The 18,944-nt window shown below is 66.8% G+C and carries 18 protein-coding genes; 15 read left to right on the top strand and 3 right to left on the bottom strand.

Annotated features, from left to right (window positions below; translation table 11 throughout):
- Window positions 1-122 precede the first annotated feature (122 nt).
- The 15 genes from QFZ83_RS15205 (at window position 123) to QFZ83_RS15135 (ending at window position 15,948) form a co-directional block, all read left to right on the top strand.
- Window positions 123-1,532, top strand: a complete 1,410-nt coding sequence (locus tag QFZ83_RS15205) for a sugar ABC transporter substrate-binding protein (RefSeq protein WP_307507784.1) — start codon at window positions 123-125, stop codon at window positions 1,530-1,532.
- The gene (locus QFZ83_RS15200; RefSeq protein WP_307507781.1) at window positions 1,529-2,443 is read left to right on the top strand and encodes a carbohydrate ABC transporter permease; all 915 of its coding nucleotides are present in this window, start codon (window positions 1,529-1,531) and stop codon (window positions 2,441-2,443) included. The genes QFZ83_RS15205 and QFZ83_RS15200 overlap by 4 nt, the downstream gene beginning before the upstream one ends.
- Before the next feature lie 29 nt (window positions 2,444-2,472).
- Window positions 2,473-3,372: a carbohydrate ABC transporter permease gene (locus QFZ83_RS15195; RefSeq protein WP_307507779.1), complete on the top strand. Its 900-nt coding sequence runs from the start codon at window positions 2,473-2,475 to the stop codon at window positions 3,370-3,372.
- A 32-nt stretch (window positions 3,373-3,404) separates the two neighbouring features.
- Complete coding sequence (locus QFZ83_RS15190; RefSeq protein ID WP_307507777.1) at window positions 3,405-4,535, top strand: ABC transporter ATP-binding protein; 1,131 nt, start codon at window positions 3,405-3,407, stop codon at window positions 4,533-4,535.
- Complete coding sequence (locus QFZ83_RS15185; protein WP_307507774.1) at window positions 4,525-5,808, top strand: acyl-CoA dehydrogenase family protein; 1,284 nt, start codon at window positions 4,525-4,527, stop codon at window positions 5,806-5,808. Before QFZ83_RS15190 ends, QFZ83_RS15185 begins: the two co-directional genes overlap by 11 nt.
- A gap of 59 nt (window positions 5,809-5,867) precedes the next feature.
- Complete coding sequence (locus QFZ83_RS15180; protein ID WP_307507770.1) at window positions 5,868-7,121, top strand: SfnB family sulfur acquisition oxidoreductase; 1,254 nt, start codon at window positions 5,868-5,870, stop codon at window positions 7,119-7,121.
- 17 nt (window positions 7,122-7,138) lie between these two features.
- Window positions 7,139-8,578 (top strand): LLM class flavin-dependent oxidoreductase, encoded by a 1,440-nt coding sequence (locus QFZ83_RS15175; RefSeq protein ID WP_307507767.1) that lies wholly within the window; start codon window positions 7,139-7,141, stop codon window positions 8,576-8,578.
- An 11-nt stretch (window positions 8,579-8,589) separates the two neighbouring features.
- A complete protein-coding gene (locus tag QFZ83_RS15170) occupies window positions 8,590-8,769 on the top strand; it encodes a hypothetical protein (RefSeq protein ID WP_307507765.1) in 180 nt (59 codons plus the stop codon).
- A 97-nt stretch (window positions 8,770-8,866) separates the two neighbouring features.
- A complete protein-coding gene (gene msuE, locus QFZ83_RS15165) occupies window positions 8,867-9,460 on the top strand; it encodes an FMN reductase (RefSeq protein WP_307507762.1) in 594 nt (197 codons plus the stop codon).
- Between the two features lie 40 nt (window positions 9,461-9,500).
- Window positions 9,501-10,640, top strand: a complete 1,140-nt coding sequence (gene sfnG / locus QFZ83_RS15160; protein ID WP_307507758.1) for a dimethylsulfone monooxygenase SfnG — start codon at window positions 9,501-9,503, stop codon at window positions 10,638-10,640.
- Window positions 10,641-10,648: 8 nt separating this feature from the next.
- Entirely contained in the window at window positions 10,649-11,539 is an 891-nt protein-coding gene (locus QFZ83_RS15155) for an ABC transporter ATP-binding protein (protein ID WP_373457503.1), read from the top strand.
- A gap of 14 nt (window positions 11,540-11,553) precedes the next feature.
- A complete protein-coding gene (locus tag QFZ83_RS15150; protein ID WP_200861485.1) occupies window positions 11,554-12,435 on the top strand; it encodes a branched-chain amino acid ABC transporter permease in 882 nt (293 codons plus the stop codon).
- Window positions 12,436-12,786: 351 nt separating this feature from the next.
- Window positions 12,787-13,788, top strand: coding sequence for a branched-chain amino acid ABC transporter permease (locus QFZ83_RS15145; RefSeq protein WP_307507755.1), 1,002 nt, complete (start codon window positions 12,787-12,789; stop codon window positions 13,786-13,788).
- A gap of 51 nt (window positions 13,789-13,839) precedes the next feature.
- A complete protein-coding gene (locus QFZ83_RS15140) occupies window positions 13,840-15,162 on the top strand; it encodes an ABC transporter substrate-binding protein (protein ID WP_307507752.1) in 1,323 nt (440 codons plus the stop codon).
- Window positions 15,163-15,177: 15 nt separating this feature from the next.
- Window positions 15,178-15,948, top strand: a complete 771-nt coding sequence (locus QFZ83_RS15135; RefSeq protein WP_307507750.1) for an ABC transporter ATP-binding protein — start codon at window positions 15,178-15,180, stop codon at window positions 15,946-15,948.
- Here QFZ83_RS15135 and QFZ83_RS15130 read toward each other — a convergent pair.
- The 3 genes from QFZ83_RS15130 to QFZ83_RS15120 form a co-directional block, all read right to left on the bottom strand.
- Window positions 15,903-16,835: an SdiA-regulated domain-containing protein gene (locus tag QFZ83_RS15130; RefSeq protein ID WP_307507747.1), complete on the bottom strand. Its 933-nt coding sequence runs from the start codon at window positions 16,833-16,835 to the stop codon at window positions 15,903-15,905. The genes QFZ83_RS15135 and QFZ83_RS15130 overlap by 46 nt on opposite strands.
- Window positions 16,836-16,919: 84 nt before the next feature.
- A complete protein-coding gene (locus QFZ83_RS15125; protein WP_307507744.1) occupies window positions 16,920-17,372 on the bottom strand; it encodes a hypothetical protein in 453 nt (150 codons plus the stop codon).
- A gap of 131 nt (window positions 17,373-17,503) precedes the next feature.
- Window positions 17,504-18,889, bottom strand: coding sequence for an amidase (locus tag QFZ83_RS15120; protein ID WP_307507741.1), 1,386 nt, complete (start codon window positions 18,887-18,889; stop codon window positions 17,504-17,506).
- Between the last annotated feature and the right edge of the window lie 55 nt (window positions 18,890-18,944).

The raw sequence follows: 18,944 nt of genomic DNA, 5'->3' as shown, positions 1-18,944 counted from the left end.
CGCGACAGCGGTCGATGCGCTCTAACTCGTTGATTCATATAGAGCGGGCAAGTGGCACGCGATTCGCATATATCCATTGCGCTGCGAATACATCGCGGCTTCCAAACTGAGGTCATATCAACATGCGTCGAAAACAGAATGCCCTTGCTGCGCCCGGCTCGTCGGCCACTGCGTCTTCCGCGATCGCATCGGCTCTGAACCGCCGTCGATTCATCGGCACGGCAGCCGCCTTGGGCGCTGCGGGTGCGCTGGCTGCCTGCGGCAAGAAAGACGCCGAGGCGCCGCCGCCTGTGGCCTCGGCGGACGTGGGCGCGAGCGAAAAGAAATACGCGGGCCAGTCGCTGAACCTGCTGTTCAACCAGCCGCATGCGCTGGCGGGCAAGCTGCTGGCGCAGGAGTTCGAAGCGCTCACCGGCGCCAAGGTCACCGTCACGCCGGTGCCCTACGACCAGCTGCATGCGCAGGCCACGCTCGATGTGCAGTCGGGCGCGAACCAGTTCGACGTCATCGATTATTTCTATCACACGCTCGGCGCGCTGGTGGCCGACAAGGTGGTGGTGGACGTCACCGACCGCATCGCCCGCGACAGCGCGCAGATCGAGCCCGGCGACTTCCTGCCGTCGCTCTACGACACCTACACCTTGCGCGATGGCCGCCGCTGGGGCCTGCCCTACGACGGCGACACGCATGTCCTGTTCTACAACACCGAGATCTTCGGCCGGCATGGGTTGACGGCCCCCAAGACCTGGGACGACTACTACAACGCCGCCCGCCTCATCACCGAGAAAGAGTCCGCCAACGGCATCTACGGCGCGGTGGTGCAAGGCTTCAAGATTCCGGTGATCGTGGGGTCGTCGTACGCCAACCGGCTGGCCGGTTTCGGCGGCAGCTTCTTCACGCCAGACGGCAAGCCCGCGTTGACCAGCCCGCAGGCCATCGCCGCGGCGGAAGAGTTGGCGCGCATCGTCCCCTATGCCTTGCCCACGCCCGCGGAAACGGCGTTCGAGCACGCCTTGCCCGCGTTCCTGTCCGGCAAGGCGGCCATGATCGATTTCTGGACCGACCTGGGCGTGACCGCGCAGGACCCCGCCTCTTCCAAGATCGTGGACAAGTGGGCGCTGGTGCAACTGCCCGTGGGCGGCGAGAACAAGACGCCGCGCGCGGCATTGAATGCGGGCTTCGGCCTCGGCATCACGGCCGGCACCAAGAAAACCGAGCTCGCCTGGGAATTCATCAAGTGGGCCACCAGCAAGGACATCTCGCTCCAGCAGGATGTGCTGCCGGGCAGCGGCATCGACCCGAACCGCACCTCGGTGCTGAACCATCCCGACTACATCAAGGCCGCGCCCATCCTGCAGCCGCAATTGAAGGCCGCCATCGGCGATGCGCTGGCCTGGCCGCTGCAGGCGCAGAGCCCCAAGCTGATGGATGCGCTGACCGAGCAGCTCGCGCTGATCGTCTCCGGCAAGAAGAAGCCCCGCGAGGCGCTGGAGGCCGCGCAGGCTAGCTGGGTGCAGTTGCTCGCCGCATGAGTGCAATGGGCCAGCCATCGCCGGGAACGTGGCACGCGCGGCGCCAGCACACGGCGCCGCGCTGGATGCTGACGCCCGCGACCCTCGGCCTCGCGCTGGTGTGCGTCGTGCCCGGGCTCTACACGCTGGCGCTGGCCTTCACGAAGTCCACTTTGGGCCAGCCGTTGACCGCGTGGGCAGGCTGGCGCAACTTCGAGACGCTGGTGCAGACCTCCGACTTCGCATTCACTTTGCTGCGCACGGTGCTGTATGCGGTGCCGGCCTGCCTGTTCCAGCTGGTGCTCGGCCTGGCGATCGCGTTGCTGCTGCAGGCGCTGCGGCAAGGGCGCTGGGCGTACAGCCTGATCCTGCTGCCGTTGATGACGCCGCCGGTGCTCGTCGGCGTCGCCTGGAAGCTGCTGCTGGCGCCGGCCGGCGGCTTGCTCAACGGCACCTTGCTGCGCCTGGGATGGGTGCACGAGCCGGTGTCGCTGCTGGGCTCCTCGACATGGGCCTTGCCCGCCGTGATGCTGGCGGACAGCTGGCAGTGGCTGCCCTTCGTGGTGGTGCTGTGCGTGGCTGCGTTGCAGGCGCTGCCTTCCGATGTGTACGAGGCGGCTGCGCTCGATGGCGCGAGCCCGCGGCGGATCTTCATCAAGATCACGCTGCCCCTGCTGGCGCCTGCGCTGGTCGGCATCTTCCTGCTGCGGGTGGTGATGTCGCTCAAGACCTTCGATTTGGTCTACATCCTCACCGCCGGCGGGCCGGGGCGCGCCACGACGCTGGCGAGCTACGAGGTCTGGAAGTCGGGCCTGCAGAACTTCGACATCGGGCAGGCGGCCGCGCAGACGCTGGTCTTCTGCCTGCTGGTGGCCTGGGTGACATGGCCGATCCTCCGCACCCTGACGTGGGTGGAGCGACGCACGGGCTAGCCTCTGCGCACATCCATACGCACAGCGACATGACAACAGCCCACGCATCCACCGCGCAAGTCGGCGCCGTCTCGGCGACAACGCACGCGAACAACAGAGGCCGGACGAGCCCTGCGGTCCCCACACGCGAATGGCTGCGCAAGACAGCGCTGCGACTCGCGCTCGCATCGGTGCTGGTCTTCTGCCTGCTGCCGATCGCCTTCCTGGTCGCGACCTCGTTCAAGACGCGGGACGAAGTGCTCTCGGGCCACTTCCTGCCGCTGGCGCCCACGCTGGCCAACTGGTCCACGGTGTTCGACATTGCGCCGCTGCATCGGAACTTGCTCAACTCGCTCGCGGTGGCGCTGGTCAGCTTGGCCGTGACGCTCTTGATCGCGGTGCCCGCGACGTATGCGGTGGTCAAGCTGCGGCGCGGGCCCGCGCTGGCCGGCGCGCTGCTGTCCAGCTACGTGGCGCCGCCCGTGGTGGCGCTGCTGCCGTTGTTCTTCATGATGCGCCACGCCGGGCTGAACAACAGCATCCTCGGGCTCGGCCTGGTGGAAGGCCTGATGAACGTGCCGGTCGCGTTCTGGCTGCTGCGCAGCTTCTTCAAGCAGGTGCCCGTGGCACTGGACGAAGCCGCCTGGCTCGATGGGGTGGGCTACTGGCGCACGCTGTGGCGCGTGAACCTGCCGCTGCTGTGGCCCGGCCTCGTCTCCACGGGATTGATCTGCCTGATCCTCACCTACAACGAGTTCCTGCTCGCCTCGGTGCTCAACAGTCGCCCGGACATCCGCACCATCACCGTCGCTATCTCGCTCTTCCAGGGCGAGCGCGTCGTGAACTTCGGGCAGATGGCCGCGGCCTCGCTGGTCGGCATTGCGCCGGTGTACCTGGTGGCTCTGGCCTTTCAGAAGCAGCTGGTCGACGGCCTGGGGGCCGGGCGCTGAGCGCACGGCTGTCTCTTCTTCATTCGAGTTCCATGTCTCACATACAGATCACCGGCCTGTCCAAAAAATACGGCAGCACCGCCGTGTTGCGCGATGTTCACCTCGGCATCGGCGAGGGCGAGTTCGTCGTGCTGGTGGGGCCATCCGGCTGCGGCAAATCGACGCTGCTACGCGCCATCGCCGGGCTGGAAACCACCGACGGCGGCAGCATCGCGTTCGACGGCGAGGCGGCAGACCATTTGCCGCCGCAACAGCGCCGCCTGGCCATGGTGTTCCAGAGCTATGCGCTCTATCCGCACATGACGGCGCACGACAACATGGCCTTCGGCCTGCGCGAGCAACGCCAGAGCGAGGCGCTGATCGCGCAGCGCATTGCCAAGGCCTCGGCCGCCTTGCATCTGGACGACTACCTCGACCGCTATCCGCGCCAGCTTTCGGGCGGCCAGCGTCAGCGGGTGGCCATGGGGCGGGCCATGGTGCGCGAGCCGCGGGCGTTTCTCTTCGACGAGCCCTTGTCCAACCTCGATGCGCAGTTGCGCGTGCAGATGCGCGCCGAGATCCGTGCGTTGCAGCGGCAACTGGGCACCACCACCGTCTATGTCACGCACGACCAGGAAGAGGCGATGACCATGGCCGACCGCATCGCGGTGCTGCGCGCCGGCCGCATCGAGCAGGTGGGCGATCCGTTGACGCTTTATGACGAGCCCGCCAACGAGTTCGTCGCGCGCTTCATCGGCTCGCCGCCCATGAACGTGGTCGATGCCCGATGGGCGCAGGGCCAGCTCTCGCTGGGCGAGGGCATCCGCCTGCCGGCGCCTCCCGGTTCGGCCGGGCGGCACGACGACGCGGTGCGCCTTGGCATTCGGCCCGAGCACCTCGTGCTCCAGACCGGCGAAGCATCGCCAGATGCGCCACTGCTTCGGCTGCGCGTGTCCGCAGTCGACTACCTGGGTTCCACCACCGAGCTGCACGGCACCGTGCCGGGTGCATTCGATGCCGGCCCCTGGCTGGCACGGCTCGCCGGACGCCACCGCGCCGCGGCGGGCGAGGAGGTGACGCTGACCTGGAATCCCTCGCACGCCCATTTGTTCAACCCCGAATCGGGCGCACGCCTGTCCCTCGCAACCCAGGCCGCAAGGCCCTCGCATCGCCATGAGCACTGAAACCATCCTCGCCCCTCACACGAACAGCGCCACGACCAGCGCCAGCACCACCACTGCCGCGTCGACTCCCTACGAGCATCCCGCGCTGGCGCAGAAGTTCCGGCCCGTCTTCCAGCGCATCGCCGATACGGCGCTCGCGCGCGAGCGCAATCGCCAGTTGCCTTTCGAGCCCATCACCTGGCTGAAGGAAGCCGGCTTCGGTGCGGTGCGCGTGCCGGTGGAACACGGCGGCGGCGGCGCATCCATTCCGCAGCTTTTCCAGTTGCTGATCGAACTCGCAGAAGCGGACTCCAACGTGCCGCAAGCATTGCGCGGGCACTTCGCATTTGTGGAAGACCGCCTCAATGCGCCGCCCGGCGCGGCGCGCGACGTGTGGCTGCGCCGCTTCGTGAAGGGCGAGCTGGTGGGCAATGCGTGGTCCGAAGTCGGCGCGGTGGCCATCGGCGACGTCGGCACGCGCATCTCGCAAAAGGACGGCCGCTGGGTGGCCAACGGCCGCAAGTTCTACAGCACCGGCAGCATCTTTGCCGACTGGGTCGACCTGTATGCGCGCCGCGCCGACAACGATGCCGATGTGACGGCGGCGGTCAGCACCCACCAGCCCGGCGTCGTGCAGCACGACGACTGGGACGGCTTCGGCCAGCGCACCACCGGCAGCGGCACCTCGGTGTACGAGAACGCCCACATCGACGACGAGAACGTGTTTCCGTTCGAGACGCGCTTCAAGTACCAGACGGCGTTCTATCAACTGTTCCATCTCGCCACGCTGGCTGGCATCGGCCGCGCCATCGAGCGCGACGTGGGGCACGAGGTGCGCAACCGCCAGCGTATCTACAGCAACGGCAACGCACAGCATGTGAGCCAGGACGCGCAGATCCTTCAGGTCGCAGGCGAGATATCGGCGCTGGCCTATGCCGCGGAGGCCACGGCGCTGCGCGCGACGCTGCCGGCCCAGCGCGCCTACGAGGCACGCCTGCACGGCGACGAGGCAGCGGAGCGGCAAGCCAACATCGATGCCGAGATCGAATCGGCGCAGGGCCAGATCGTGGTGTCCGAGCTGGTGCTGCGCGCGGGTTCCGACCTCTTCAATGCGCTCGGGGCCTCGGCCGCGAGCACCTCCAAGTCGCTGGACCGCCACTGGCGCAATGCGCGCACGGTGTCCTCGCACAACCCCATCGTCTACAAGGCGCGCATCGTGGGCGACTGGAGCGTCAACGGCACCGAGCCGCCCTATGTCTGGCAGATCGGCAGCGGCCCCGGCCGCAAGACCTGATCCGCATCGCGTTCTGTTCTCTCGTCAGTCCGTTCTTTCCCCTTTTTCTGGAGTTCACCATGACCACCGCAACCCTGGACCGTCCCCGCGTCAACACCCCCGAGCCGTTTGCACCGCGCCCGCGTCCGGCCCAACCGGCCCATGTCATTCGCGACGATGCCGAGGCTGTGTCCGTTGCCCGGCGCCTGGCCGCCGAGTTCGGCTCCGAGTCGGCGCTGCGCGACCGTGACGGGCTGCTGCCGTTGGCCGAGCTGGACGCCTACTCGCAGAGCGGCCTCTGGGGCATCACCGTGCCCAAGGCGTACGGCGGCGCGGGCGTGTCCTTCGCCACGCTGGCCGATGTGATCCGCATCGTGGCGGAAGGCGATTCGAGCATCGCCCAGATCACGCAGAACCATCTGGCGCTTGTCGGCCACATCGACCTCGACGGCACGCCTGAGCAGAAGGAAGAGCTGTTCGGCCTGGTGCTGAAAGGCATCCGTTTCGGCAATGCCTTCTCTGAGAAGAACAGCAAGAACGTCGCCGCGTTCGAAACCACGCTGGTGTTCGATGGCGATGACGTGGTGATCAACGGGCAGAAGTTCTACACCACCGGTGCGCTGCTCTCGCACATCGTGCCCATCGTGGCGGTGGACCCGGTGGAGGGCAAGGGTTACCTGGCCTTTGCCGAACGCGATGCGCCGGGCCTCACGGTGCACAACGACTGGTCGAGCTTCGGCCAGCGCACCACCGCGTCGGGCTCCATACAGATCGCCAATGTGCGCGTGCCGCGCACCCGCCTGCTGCCCGTGGCCGCGTTCGACCGGCCCACCGCGGCCGGCGCGATCTCGCAGATCATCCAGGCCGCCATCGACGCGGGCATTGCCGCCGCCGCGATTGCGGAGACCATCGCCTTCGTGCGCACCCGCAGCCGTCCGTGGATCGACAGCGGCAAGGAGACCGCGGCCGAAGACCCGTTCATCATCAGCGCCATCGGCGACCTGACGCTGCGCCTGCACGCCGCCGAGGCTTTGCTGGAGCGCGCGGGCCGCGCCATCGACCGGGCGCTGGCCGACCCCGAAGAGAGCCTGGTCAACGCCGCCACCGTGGCCACGGCCGAGGCCAAGGTGCTGACGACCGAGGTGGCCATCAACGCCTCGAACAAGCTCTTCGAACTGGCGGGCACGCGCTCCACGCTGGCCGAGCACAACCTCGACCGCCACTGGCGCAATGCGCGCGTGCACACGCTGCACGACCCGGTGCGCTGGAAGTACTACCACCTAGGCAACTACCAGCTCAACGGGGTCCACGTGCCGCGTCACGCCTGGAGCTGAAGAGAAGGGATTCGCGCATGACCAAGACCATCCGCTTCAACGCCTTCGAGATGAACTGCGTGGCGCACCAGTCCCCCGGGCTGTGGGCGCATCCGCGCGATCGATCCTGGGAATACAAGGACCTGAACTACTGGACCGATCTGGCGAAGGTTCTGGAGAAGGGCCTCTTCGACGGCATCTTCATCGCGGATGTCATCGGCTACTACGACGTGTACAAGGGCGGCAACTACCACGCGCTGCAGCAGGCGGCGCAGATCCCGGTGAACGATCCGCTGCAACTGGCGGCGCCCATCGCCATGGTGACCGAACACCTGGGCATCGGCATCACGGCGTCGACCTCGTTCGAGCACCCCTACACCTTTGCGCGGCGGCTCTCCACGGCCGACCACCACACCAAGGGCCGCCTGGGCTGGAACATCGTCACCTCGTACCTGGAGAGCGGCGCGAAGAACATCGGGCAGGGCGGCCTGCGCAAGCACGAGAACCGCTACGAGGTCGCGCAGGAATACGTGCAGGTGCTCTACAAGCTCTTCGAGGGCAGCTGGGAGAGCGATGCCGTCGTGCGCGACCGGCGCACCGGCATCTTTGCCCACCCCGAGAAGATCCACGAGATCGGACACAAGGGCGAGTACTTCGATGTGCCCGGCTATCACCTGTGCGAGCCCTCGCCGCAGCGCACGCCGGTGCTCTACCAGGCGGGTGCGTCAGGGCCGGGCAAGGCGTTTGCAGCACAGCATGCGGAGTGCGTGTTCGTGGCTGCGCCGAGGCAATCCACGCTGAAGAACTACGTGCGCGAAGTACGCGAGCAAGCCGCGGCGGCGGGACGCGATGCGCGCAAGCTGCTCATCTACAACCTCGTCACAGTGATCGTCGATGAGACCGATGCGAAGGCACAGGCCAAGTTCGAGGACTACAAGCGCTACGTGTCCTACGACGGCGCGCTGGTGTTCATGTCGGGCTGGACCGGCATCGACTTCGGCCAGTACGCGCCGACCGATCTGGTCCGGCGCGTGGAGACCAACGCCATCGTCTCGGCCATCGAGCATCTGGCGGGCGGCGACAAGGCCTGGACCATCGAGGAGCTGGCAGTGTGGGGCGGCGTGGGCGGCATGGGGCCGGTGTTCGTCGGGTCCGCAAGCACGGTGGCGGACATCCTGCAGCAATGGGTGGAAGAGACCGATGTGGACGGCTTCAACCTGGCCTATGCCGTGGCGCACGAGACCTTCGAGGACGTGGTGACGCATCTCGTGCCCGAACTGCAGCGCCGCGGCGTCTACCCCAAGGCCTATGCGCCGGGAACGCTGCGCGAGAAGCTCTTCGGCCTGGGACCGCTGCTGCCGGACAGCCATCCTGCGCATCGCTACCGCGACATCGAGCGCGTCAAGCGCGAGGAGGCGCAGGTTCGAACAGCAGGGCTGCAATCGAAGCAGCCGGAGCCGCTCGCACAAGCGAGCTGACGGATTCGCGCATGCGCACGGCGCTGCTGCAACGGCAGCAGTTTCTTGCCGTGTTGCTGCCTGGCGTTCATGCGATGCGCGCATACCGATCTGCTTCAAACAACTATGGCGGCAACGCTGCTGATCCAGCAGCAATCCAGCCGCAGCCTGCTGCCGATCCAGCATGCGCGAAAGCAGTCATTTCGCTCTAACTCGTTGATTCATAAGGCCTCGCGAAGTGGCACGCCATTCGCTTATATGCAATGTGCCGCGAACGGGTCGCAGCTTCCAAACAAAGGTCATATCAACATGAGTCGAAAACTGAAAGTCGTTGCCGTTTCCGGCAGCCTGCAACGTCCCTCGCGCACGCTGGTGCTGGTCGACCGGCTGCTGGCCGCGCTCGGCGACGAGGTCGCCATCGATGCGCGCGTGATCTCGCTCGGCGAGATCGGTCCGCAGTTCGCCGGCGTGCTGTACCGCAACCAGTTGCCCGCGGCCGTCGAAGAAAGCATTGCGGCCATCGAGTCCGCCGACCTGCTGATCGTGGCGAGCCCGGTGTACCGCGGCTCGTACACGGGGCTCTTCAAGCACCTGTTCGATTTCGTTCATCACGAAGCGCTGACCGACAAGCCGGTGCTGCTCGCGGCCACCGGCGGCAGCGACCGCCACGCGCTGGTCATCGACCACCAGCTGCGCCCGCTCTTCAGCTTCTTCCAGGCGCGCACGCTGCCCATCGGCGTCTATGCCGTCGAGAAGGACTTCGAGGGCTACGAGATCGCCAACCCGGCGCTGCGCGAACGCATCGCGCTGGCCGTGGCGCGCGCCGTGCCGCAACTGCGCGAGGCCTCGCCGGCCGCCGCACCCGTCGTCCAGAAGCCCGTGCCCGTGGCGCTGGCCGCCTGAAGCAATCCCGAATCGACCGTTCACAAAGAGGAACCTCGCCATGAGCCAACCGTCTTCCACCACCGCCCCCGTCAAGTTCGCCTACTGGGTGCCCAACGTCAGCGGCGGCCTCGTGGTCAGCACCATCGAGCAGCGCACCGACTGGAGCCTCGAATACAACCAGCGCCTCGCGCTCGCGGCCGAAAAAGCCGGCTTCGAATATGCGCTCAGCCAGATCCGCTTCACCGCGGGCTACGGCGCGGAGTACCAGCACGAGTCGGTGTCGTTCAGCCAGGCGCTGCTGCATGCGACCACCAAGCTCAAGGTGCTGGCCGCGATCCTGCCCGGCCCGTGGAACCCGGCCGTGGTGGCCAAGCAGATCGCCACCATCGACCACATCTCCAACGGGCGCATCGCCATCAACGTGGTCAGCGGCTGGTTCAAGGGCGAGTTCCAGGCCATCGGCGAGCCGTGGCTGGAGCACGACGAGCGCTATCGCCGCTCCAACGAATTCATCCGCGCGCTCAAGGGCATCTGGACCGAGGACAACTTCACCTTCAAGGGCGACTTCTACCGCTTCAGCAACTACACGCTGAGCCCGAAGCCGGTGCAAAAACCTCACCCCGAAATCTTCCAGGGCGGCAGCTCGCGCGCCGCGCGCGACAACGCGGCCAGCGTGTCGGACTGGTACTTCACCAACGGCAACACGCCCGAAGGCCTGAAGGTGCAGATCGACGACATCCAGGCCAAGGCCGCGGAGAACGGCCACACGGTGCGCATCGGCGTGAACGCCTTCGTGATCGCCCGCGACACCGAAGAAGAAGCCAAGGCCGTGCTCGCCGACATCATCAAGCACGCCCACGTCGAGGCGGTGCATGCCTTCGGCGATGCGGCCAAGCAGGCCGGCAAGTCGTCGCCTGAAGGCGAGGGCAACTGGGCGAAGTCCACGTTCGAAGACCTCGTGCAATACAACGACGGTTTCCGCACCAACCTCATCGGCACGCCGCAGCAGATTGCCGAACGCATCGTGGCGCTCAAGGCCATCGGCGTCGACCTGATCCTCACCGGCTTCCTGCACTTCATCGAAGAGGTGGAGTACTTCGGCGAGAAGGTGCTGCCGCTGGTGCGCAAGCTCGAGGAAGCCGAGCAGGGCGCGAATGCCGGCAAGCACAGCGAGCCGGCGCTGGAAGCCGTCGCGTGAGTCTTGCGATGCCCGATCTTCTCTTCGAAGCGGGTCCGGTCTCGCTCCGTGTCGACCCGGTGGCCTTCATGCCGGCGGGACGCGCGGCACCAGCCGGAAAAGACACGGTCACCTCGGCCGTGCTGCGGCTGGAAGGCATCGACCTCAGCTTCGGCGGCGTCACCGCGCTGTCGGGCGTGGACCTGTCGATCGCCAAGGGCGAGATCCGCGCCGTCATCGGCCCGAACGGCGCCGGCAAGAGTTCGCTGGTCAATGTCATCAGCGGGCTGTACCGGCCCGACCGCGGGCGCGTGTGGATCGGTGGGCGCAGCTTCGGCCATGTGCCGACGGCGCGTCTGGCCCGGCTGGGCATCGCGCGCACCTTCCAGAACCTCGCGCTCTTCAAGGGGTTGAGCGTGCGCGACAACGTCGTGCTCGGCCGCGTCGATGCGGCGCGCTCCACCTTCATCGAACAACTCATCGGCCTGGGCCGCGCGCGGCGTGAACGCGAGGATGCGCGTGCGCGGGCCGACGCGATCATCGGCTTTCTCGGGCTTGGCGCCGTGAGCGAGCGGCCGTCCGGCACGCTGGCCTACGGCCTGCAGAAGCGCGTCGAGCTCGCGCGTGCGCTGGTCGCCGCGCCGCAACTGCTGCTGCTCGACGAACCGATGGCCGGCATGACGGTCACCGAGAAGGGCGAGCTGGTGCATTTCGTGCGCGCCGCGCGCGACGAGTTCGGCACCACCATCCTCCTCATCGAGCACGACATCGGCGTGGTGCTGGGCCTGTCGGACCGCGTGGCCGTGTTCGACCATGGCATCAAGATCGCCGACGGCACGCCGGCCGAAGTGCGCAGCGATCCGGTGGTGATCGATGCCTACCTGGGCGTGGCCCACGAAGACGAAGCGGAGCAGGGCTGATGGATGCCTCTGATCTGAGCTTCTTCGCCGAAGTGCTCATCGGCGGCCTGCTTTCGGGCGTGATGTATTCGCTCGTGGCCATCGGCTTCGTGCTGATCTACAAGACATCGGGCGTACTCAACTTCGCGCAGGGTGCGCAGTTGCTGTTCGCCGCACTTACCTTCGTGAGCCTGGTGGAGCGCGGCGTGCCTTTCGCGCTCGCCTTGCTGCTGACGTTCGCGCTCATGGTTCTGCTGGGTCTCGTCATCGAACGCACCGTGCTGCGCCCGCTGGTGAACCAGCCGCCGATCACGCTGTTCATGGCGACGCTGGGCCTCTCGTACGTGATCGAGGGCGTCGCCCAGCTCGTGTGGGGCACGCAGGTGCATGCACTGGAACTCGGCATCGCAGACGAGCCGCTGCAGTTCCTCGGCATCATGGTCTCGACCTTCGACCTGTTCGCCGCCGCGACGGCCGGCGTGATGGTGGCGGCGCTCTCTGCTTTCTTCCGCTACACCCGCGTGGGTCTCGCGTTCCGCGCGGTCGCAGACGACACCTACGCAGCGATTGCGGTGGGCCTTCGCCTGCCCCGCATCTGGGCCACGGTGTGGGCCGCGGCCGGCGTCATCGCGCTGGTGGCCGGGCTGCTGTGGGGTGCGCGGCTGGGCGTGCAGTTCTCGCTCTCGCTGGTGGTGCTGAAGGCGTTGCCGGTGCTGGTGCTCGGTGGCTTCGATTCGATCCTCGGCGCCATCGTCGGCGGGCTGGTGATCGGCGCGCTCGAGAAGCTGGCCGAGGTGTACATCGGACCCTTCGTGGGTGGCGGTATCGAGAGCTGGTTCGCATATGTGGCGGCGCTGGCCTTTCTGCTGATCCGGCCGAGCGGGCTCTTCGGGCAGAAGCTCGTCGAGAGGGCCTGAGATGAGCTTCCGCTTTTTGATTCGTCGCGGTGTGATGCATTCAGGGCGCGATCGCGCCGACGGGGTACCTTGCTCCGCGAATGTCCCCCGGCTTCGCCTCCTCCTTGATTTCGCTGCGCAAGGCACCCCATCGGCGCGCTCGTTTTTCAGTGCACCGGTTGATCGGCCGCACAACAGCAGCGCTTCCATGTGCGCAGGGCATCGGGTGCTCCACGAAGCGAAATCAAGGAGGAGGGCGAAGCCCGGGGGACATTCGCGGAGGGGAGTACCCGGTGGCCTGTGCACCCGCCCTGAACAAGAGCGCCCCAAACAACAGACTCTGCAAATGCAACGCACAGCGGAGCAAGTCGCATGAAGCTCACCCACAGACCAGGCTTCGCAGCACTGGCAGTGCTGGCCATCGCCTTCGGCGTCGTGCCCTTCATCGCCTCAGGCTATGTATTCGACGCGCTGCTGATCCCGTTCCTCGCGCTGTCATTGGCGGCAGTGGGGCTCAACCTGCTGACGGGATACGCAGGCCAACTCTCGCTGGGCACCGCGGCCTTCATGGCGGTGGGCGCGTTCGCGGCCTACAACTTCAACCTGCGTGTGGAAGGCCTGCCGCTGCTCGTGAGCATCGGCCTCGCGGGGCTGGCCGCCACGGCGGTCGGCCTGGTATTCGGCCTGCCGAGCCTGCGGCTGCGCGGTTTCTACCTCGCGGTGTCGACGCTGGCCGCGCAGTTCTTCGTGCAATGGGCACTCACCAAGTTCAGCTGGTTCAGCAACGACAACGCCTCGGGCGTGATCGACGCGCCCGCACTCGAAGTGGCCGGCATCGTGTTCGACACACCGGTGGGCCGCTACATCTTCTCGCTGAGCATCGTCACCGTGCTGACGCTGCTCGCGTGGCGCCTCGTGCGCACGCAGACCGGCCACCACTTCATCGCCGTGCGCGACAACGAACTGGCCGCACGTGTCATCGGCGTGCCGGTGCTGCGCACCAAGCTGCTGGCGTTCGCGGTGTCGTCGTTCATCGTGGGCGTGGCGGGCGTGCTGTGGGGCTTCGTGTACCTGCGCACCGTGGAGCCGGCGGGCTTCAACCTCGACCGCTCGTTCCAGATTCTCTTCATCGTGATCATCGGCGGGCTCGCGACGATCCGCGGGGCGTTCTTTGGCGCGGCGCTGATCGTGGTGTTTCCGCTGCTGCTCTCGCGCGTGGGCAGCTTTCTCTTCGGCGGCTGGTTCGATTCGGGCGTGCTCGACATGAGCCAACGCATCGTGCTGGGCGCTCTGATCATTTTCTTTCTCGCCGTCGAGCCGCAGGGGCTGGTCGCCCTGTGGGACCGCGCGCGCAAGCGGCTTGTGCCGGCCTGAGCTCACACCTTTCCGTTTTCCTTCGCTTCCATCCCAACAGCCTTCATCAACATGTCCTTCCTCAAGCACCTGAAAACCGCGGCCCTGGCCGTCACCTTGGCCGCGAGTGGCCTGCAAGTCGCGCATGCCGATGGCAACGAGCAGTTCTTCCCGCTGCAGAGTTACCGCGTCGGTCCTTACGCGGCCGGCGGCACGGGCTTCTTCGGCGGCTTCATCGACTACCTGAACCTCGTCAACACGCGCGACGGCGGCGTGGGCGGCGTCAAGCTGACCTGGGAGGAGGGCGAAACGCAATATGAAGTGGAGCGCGGCGTGGAGGTGTATGAGCGCCTGAAGCAACGCCCCGGCATCGCGACCTGGAACCCGCTGTCGGTCGGCATCGCCTATGCGCTCATCGACCGCGTGACGGCCGACAAGGTGCCGCTGCTCACCATCAACCACGGCCGCACCGACACCACCGACGGCCGCGTGTTCAAGTACATCTTTCCGCTGCTGCTCAACCCGTACAGCGAGACCTCGGGCATCGTGAACTACATCGCGGGCAAGGAGGGCGGCACCGACAAGCTCAAGGGCAAGAAGATCGTGGTGCTGTACCACGGCTCGCCCTACGGCAAGGAGACGATTCCGGTCTATGAGCTGCTCGCCAAGAAGTACGGCTTCACGCTGCAGCAGATCGAGGTGCCGCATCCGGGCAACGAGCAGCAGTCGCAGTGGCTCACCATCCGCCGCGTGAAGCCCGACTACGTGGTGCTGCGCGGCTGGGGTGTGATGAACCCGGTGGCGCTCAAGACGGCGCAGAAGACGGGCTTTCCGGTCGACCACATCGTGGGCAACGTGTGGTCCAACTCCGAGGAAGACGTGATTCCCGCGGGCGATGCGGCCAAGGGCTATGTGGCCATCACCACGGTGGCGGCCGGCGCGCAGTCCCCGGTGCTGCAGGACATCACGAAGATCGTCTACGGCGCGGGCAAGGGCAACCTGCAGGACACCAAACGCATCGGCAGCGTCTATCACAACCTGGGTGTGCTCAACGGCATCCTGAACGTGGAGGCGATCCGCATCGCGCAGGCGAAGTTCGGCAAGCGCACGCTCACCGGCGACGAGATCCGCTGGGGCCTGGAGAACCTGAAGATCGACGAAGCGCGCGCCGCTGCGCTCGGCGCCAAGGGCCTGTTCCATTCGATCAACGTGACCTGGGACAACCACGAAGGCGACGGCCGCGTGGCCTTCCAGCAGTGGGACGGCAGCAAGTGGAACGTGGTGTCCGACTGGATCGCACCCGACTGGAAGTTGCTGCGTCCGATCATCGAGAAGTCGTCGCTCGCCTATGCGAAAGAGAAGAACGTCAAGGTGCGCAAGAGCATCGATGACTGAGCCGAGCCCGCCGCAATGACAACGCCCCTGTTGCGCATCGACGCCGTCGAGGCGGCCTACCAGCGCTCGATTGCCGCGCTGCACGGCGTGAGCCTGGAGGTGCGCGCCGGAGAGATCCACGCGCTGCTCGGCGCCAACGGGGCGGGCAAGTCGACCACGCTCAAGGCGGTGTCGAACCTGCTGCCGGCCGAGCGCGGGCAGGTCACGGTCGGGCGCATCGTCTTCGACGGGCACGACACGGGCCGCACCAGCCCGGCCGACCTCGTGCGGCTCGGCCTGGTGCAGGTGCTGGAGGGCCGGCATTGCTTTCGCACGCTGACGGTGGAAGAGAACCTGCTGACCGGCGCACTCGGGCGCAGCGCCCGGCGTTCGGAAGCTGCCGAAGACCTTGCCAAGGTCTACGCGATCTTTCCGAAACTGAAGGACAGGCGAAAGATCCTGGCGGGCCTCTGCTCCGGCGGCGAGCAGCAGATGACGGCCATCGGCCGCGCCCTGATGTCGCGGCCCCGATTGCTGGTGCTCGACGAACCTTCGATGGGGCTCGCGCCACTGGTGGTGCGCGACATCTTCGAGCAACTGCGGCGGCTCAACCGCCAAGAGGGCCTGTCGATCCTGGTGGCCGAGCAGAACTCGACCGTCGCGCTGCAATACGCCGACCGGGCGACGGTGCTCGATGCCGGTGTTGCGGTCTTGAGCGGGGATGCGGAGGCGCTGCGCCAGCGCGCCGACATCCAGTCTTTCTATTTCGGCGAAGGCGCCGTCGCGGACGCGCGCTCGAATCGGTAGAACAGGTTGGGCTCTGACAGCAGATAGAGCTTGCCGTCCGGCCCCACCGCGACGCCCTCGGGCTGCGGCACCTTGCGCTGCAGGCCGTTGAACCCGCGCCACAGCGGCAGCATGCTGACCGGGCGCCCGTCAGGCGCATATTCCACGATCAGGGCCGACTCGTCGCTCAGGAGCAGCAGGTGCCCGGTCTCGTCATGCACCGTGACCGACGAAAGGTCGCTCATGAACAGCGAGGCCGCGCGCGAGGATTTCCATTCGCTGATGTCGATGTTGAAACCGGTGGAGGGCGTGGCCGGGTCCAGCCCGGTGATCATCAGCACGCGCATCGGCAGTTTCTCGCGGACCACGTACAGGCGCTTGTGCACGCTGTCCCAGGAAACGCCTTCGAAGCTGCTGTTGTGCAGCTTGTCGATGCCGATGCCCAGGCTCGGCCGGCCGGCCACCGACACCCGCTGCGTATCGCGGCTGATCTGCACCCAGTACATGCGGTGGCTGTCTTCGTCCGAGATCACATAGCTGTCGCCCTGCACGTAGGTGATGCCCTCGGGATCTTTCACGCCGTCGAGCGCGACGACGCGCAGCAGCCGGCCTTCGGTGGTGAGCTCCGCGATCTGCGGCGGGCGGTTGATGACCGTGAAGAGGGTGCCGGTTTCGGTGTTGAAGGTCAGGCCCGAGGCGTTGCGGGTCAGGCCCTGGATCGGCATGCCCTCGACCGCTACCCGGTAGCCCGGCAGCCACAGCGAGTTGCCCGCCCATTGCGATGCGCCCAGCGTCGTGCTCAGCCAGTAGTAGCCGAGTGCCAGAACCTTGAAATACCAGATGAAGAGAGCGCAAAGGCCGACGGCGAAGGCGTAGAGGAGGGCTTTGCGGGGACTCGGACGGCTCATGCGGTCCGAGTCTAGGGGCTTCGAAAGCGGCGGGATGCCGCTCGATGGCTGCGTCGGCCGCCCGGGCCTTCGCAGCGGGCCGGCTTACTTGACGGTGGCTGGTGCCGCCGAAGTGCCGACGACGCCGGCAACGGTGGGCGCCAGCGTGCCCTTGACCGTGTCGGGGAAGGTGTACATGCCGCCGGAAGCCGGATCGACGATCAGCATGCCCAGCAGGCCTCCCAACATGATGTTGGCGACGTACCAGCCGCTGACCTGGCTGTCGACCTGCTGCGAAGCATCGGCGAAGCCCTCTTTTTTCATGGTGACCGTGTAGGCCTCGGACTTGAAGTACCCCGCGCCGCGCTTGAGCGTGACGGTCGATGGCGTGGTGCCGATGTGCACCGGCTCGCCCGCCCGGTTGGTGATCGTCATTGCGGCGCCTTGGGGTGCGCTGCTGAAGGCGACGGGCTGGGTGGTGCCGTTGAAGATGCTGGCGCAACCGCTCAGACACACCACGACGGCAGCGGCCACCGCTGCTTGAGACAAACGGATCATTTCTTCTCTCTCCCTAGGGATGTTTATTGGGGCCGCAATGCTATCCAGCTTCCCAAGGGAATCCGCTGAACTTCACTGGGCCTGGTAGAAATAGGTTCGCGTCTATCGCTGCAGGCGATGCCTCGTCGCCATCACACAGGCTCTGGCCACGGCGCCTGTGCCCCCCGCACGGACTCGTAGAACGCAGCCATCTGCAGCACGCCAAGATCGTCGAACCGGCGCCCGGCGATCTGCAGGCCGATGGGCAGGCCGCTCGCGGCGTAGCCGCAGTTGATCGATGCCGCGGGCTGCTCCGACTGGTTGAACACCGAGGTGAAGTGCGAGTCCTTCAGTGGATTCTCCGGACCGCTGTTGATGGCCTCTGCCGCGAAGGGCAGCACCGGCGACACGGGCGACAGCACGTAGTCGTAGGGCTGCGTGGCGGCGACGGTCGCCGCACGCAATGCCTGCATGCGTGTGAAGGCCCGGAAGGTTTCCTCGGGCGAAAGCGAGCCGGCGAACTCGCCCGCTGCATGGATGTAGTCCGCAGCCAGCTTGGCGCGTTCCACCGGCATCGCAGCCAGATCGACGCGGCAGCGCATGGTGAAGAAGTGCGCCATGCCCATGCGCATCTCCAGCGTGGTCCAGTCGGTGAGCGGCTCCACGATGGCGCCGGCCTGCTCGAAAAGGCGCGCCGCGGCCAGCACGGCTTCCTTCACCTCGGGGTCGATCGGCCAGCCGCCCGCGGTGTCGGTCCACAGGCCGATGCGCAGGCCCCGCACGTCGCGGCCGAGCTGCTCCCATGCGATGTCTTGCGCCGGCAGGCTCATGTAGTCGCGCGGGTCGGGGCGCGAGACCACCTTCATCAGCAGCGCGGCGTCGGCGACGGTGCGCGTCATGGGGCCGATCACGCGTGCGGCTGCCGGCGGATCGACGGGAATCCGTCCATGGCTGGGCTTGAGCCCGAACACGCCGCAGAAGTTGGCGGGAATGCGCACCGAGCCGCCGATGTCGGTGCCCAGGTGCAAGGGGCCGTAGCCCGCTGCTGCAGCGGCGCCCGCGCCGGAGCTGGAGCCGCCGGTGTTCTTGCTCAGGTCCCAGGGGTTGCGCGTGAGCGCATGAAAGCTCGACGGGGCCGCGCCGAGAAAACCGAAGTCCGGCATCGTCGTCTTGGTGACGATGACCGCGCCCGCTTCGCGCAGGCGCGCAGCCGCAGGCGCATCCGCCGCGGCAGGCGACAGCACCGTGGCGGCGCTGCCGATCGGCGACGGCGTGCCGCGCGTGGCGATGTTCTCCTTGAGCGTGACCGGCACGCCGTCGAGCTCGCCCTGCGGCGTGCCCTGTGTCCATCGTGCTTCGGAGGCCTTCGCCGAGGCGAGGGCTGCTTCGGCATCCAGCGCGTAGGTGGCGTGGATGCTCGGCTCCCAGCGCTCGATGCGCGCCAGCACGGCCTTCGTCACGTCGACGGGAGAGAGGGTGCGGGCGCGATAGCGCTCGAGCAGTTGAACGGCGCTGAGGGCGTACAGGGGTGTGTCCATGATGTTGTTTCTCTTTGCGGGTCGGGGATGTTGTTGATCGGAGCCAGGAGTCGAT

This window comes from Variovorax sp. W1I1, assembly GCF_030815625.1.
Classification (GTDB): Bacteria; Pseudomonadota; Gammaproteobacteria; order Burkholderiales; family Burkholderiaceae_C; genus Variovorax; species Variovorax paradoxus_C.
The sequence above is the reverse complement of the archived record's forward strand: the minus strand, read 5'-3'. Positions and strand labels throughout refer to the sequence as shown.

Coding starts and splice junctions, on each gene's coding strand:
- QFZ83_RS15195 (WP_307507779.1), top strand. CDS start 2,473: ATGACAACAGCCCACGCATCCACCGCGCAAGTCGGCGCCGTCTCGGCG.
- QFZ83_RS15155 (WP_373457503.1), top strand. CDS start 10,649: ATGCCCGATCTTCTCTTCGAAGCGGGTCCGGTCTCGCTCCGTGTCGAC.
- QFZ83_RS15135 (WP_307507750.1), top strand. CDS start 15,178: ATGACAACGCCCCTGTTGCGCATCGACGCCGTCGAGGCGGCCTACCAG.
- QFZ83_RS15205 (WP_307507784.1), top strand. CDS start 123: ATGCGTCGAAAACAGAATGCCCTTGCTGCGCCCGGCTCGTCGGCCACT.
- QFZ83_RS15145 (WP_307507755.1), top strand. CDS start 12,787: ATGAAGCTCACCCACAGACCAGGCTTCGCAGCACTGGCAGTGCTGGCC.
- QFZ83_RS15200 (WP_307507781.1), top strand. CDS start 1,529: ATGAGTGCAATGGGCCAGCCATCGCCGGGAACGTGGCACGCGCGGCGC.
- QFZ83_RS15130 (WP_307507747.1), bottom strand. CDS start 16,835: ATGAGCCGTCCGAGTCCCCGCAAAGCCCTCCTCTACGCCTTCGCCGTC.
- QFZ83_RS15175 (WP_307507767.1), top strand. CDS start 7,139: ATGACCAAGACCATCCGCTTCAACGCCTTCGAGATGAACTGCGTGGCG.
- QFZ83_RS15140 (WP_307507752.1), top strand. CDS start 13,840: ATGTCCTTCCTCAAGCACCTGAAAACCGCGGCCCTGGCCGTCACCTTG.
- QFZ83_RS15125 (WP_307507744.1), bottom strand. CDS start 17,372: ATGATCCGTTTGTCTCAAGCAGCGGTGGCCGCTGCCGTCGTGGTGTGT.
- QFZ83_RS15190 (WP_307507777.1), top strand. CDS start 3,405: ATGTCTCACATACAGATCACCGGCCTGTCCAAAAAATACGGCAGCACC.
- sfnG (WP_307507758.1), top strand. CDS start 9,501: ATGAGCCAACCGTCTTCCACCACCGCCCCCGTCAAGTTCGCCTACTGG.
- msuE (WP_307507762.1), top strand. CDS start 8,867: ATGAGTCGAAAACTGAAAGTCGTTGCCGTTTCCGGCAGCCTGCAACGT.
- QFZ83_RS15180 (WP_307507770.1), top strand. CDS start 5,868: ATGACCACCGCAACCCTGGACCGTCCCCGCGTCAACACCCCCGAGCCG.
- QFZ83_RS15185 (WP_307507774.1), top strand. CDS start 4,525: ATGAGCACTGAAACCATCCTCGCCCCTCACACGAACAGCGCCACGACC.
- QFZ83_RS15120 (WP_307507741.1), bottom strand. CDS start 18,889: ATGGACACACCCCTGTACGCCCTCAGCGCCGTTCAACTGCTCGAGCGC.
- QFZ83_RS15170 (WP_307507765.1), top strand. CDS start 8,590: ATGCGCACGGCGCTGCTGCAACGGCAGCAGTTTCTTGCCGTGTTGCTG.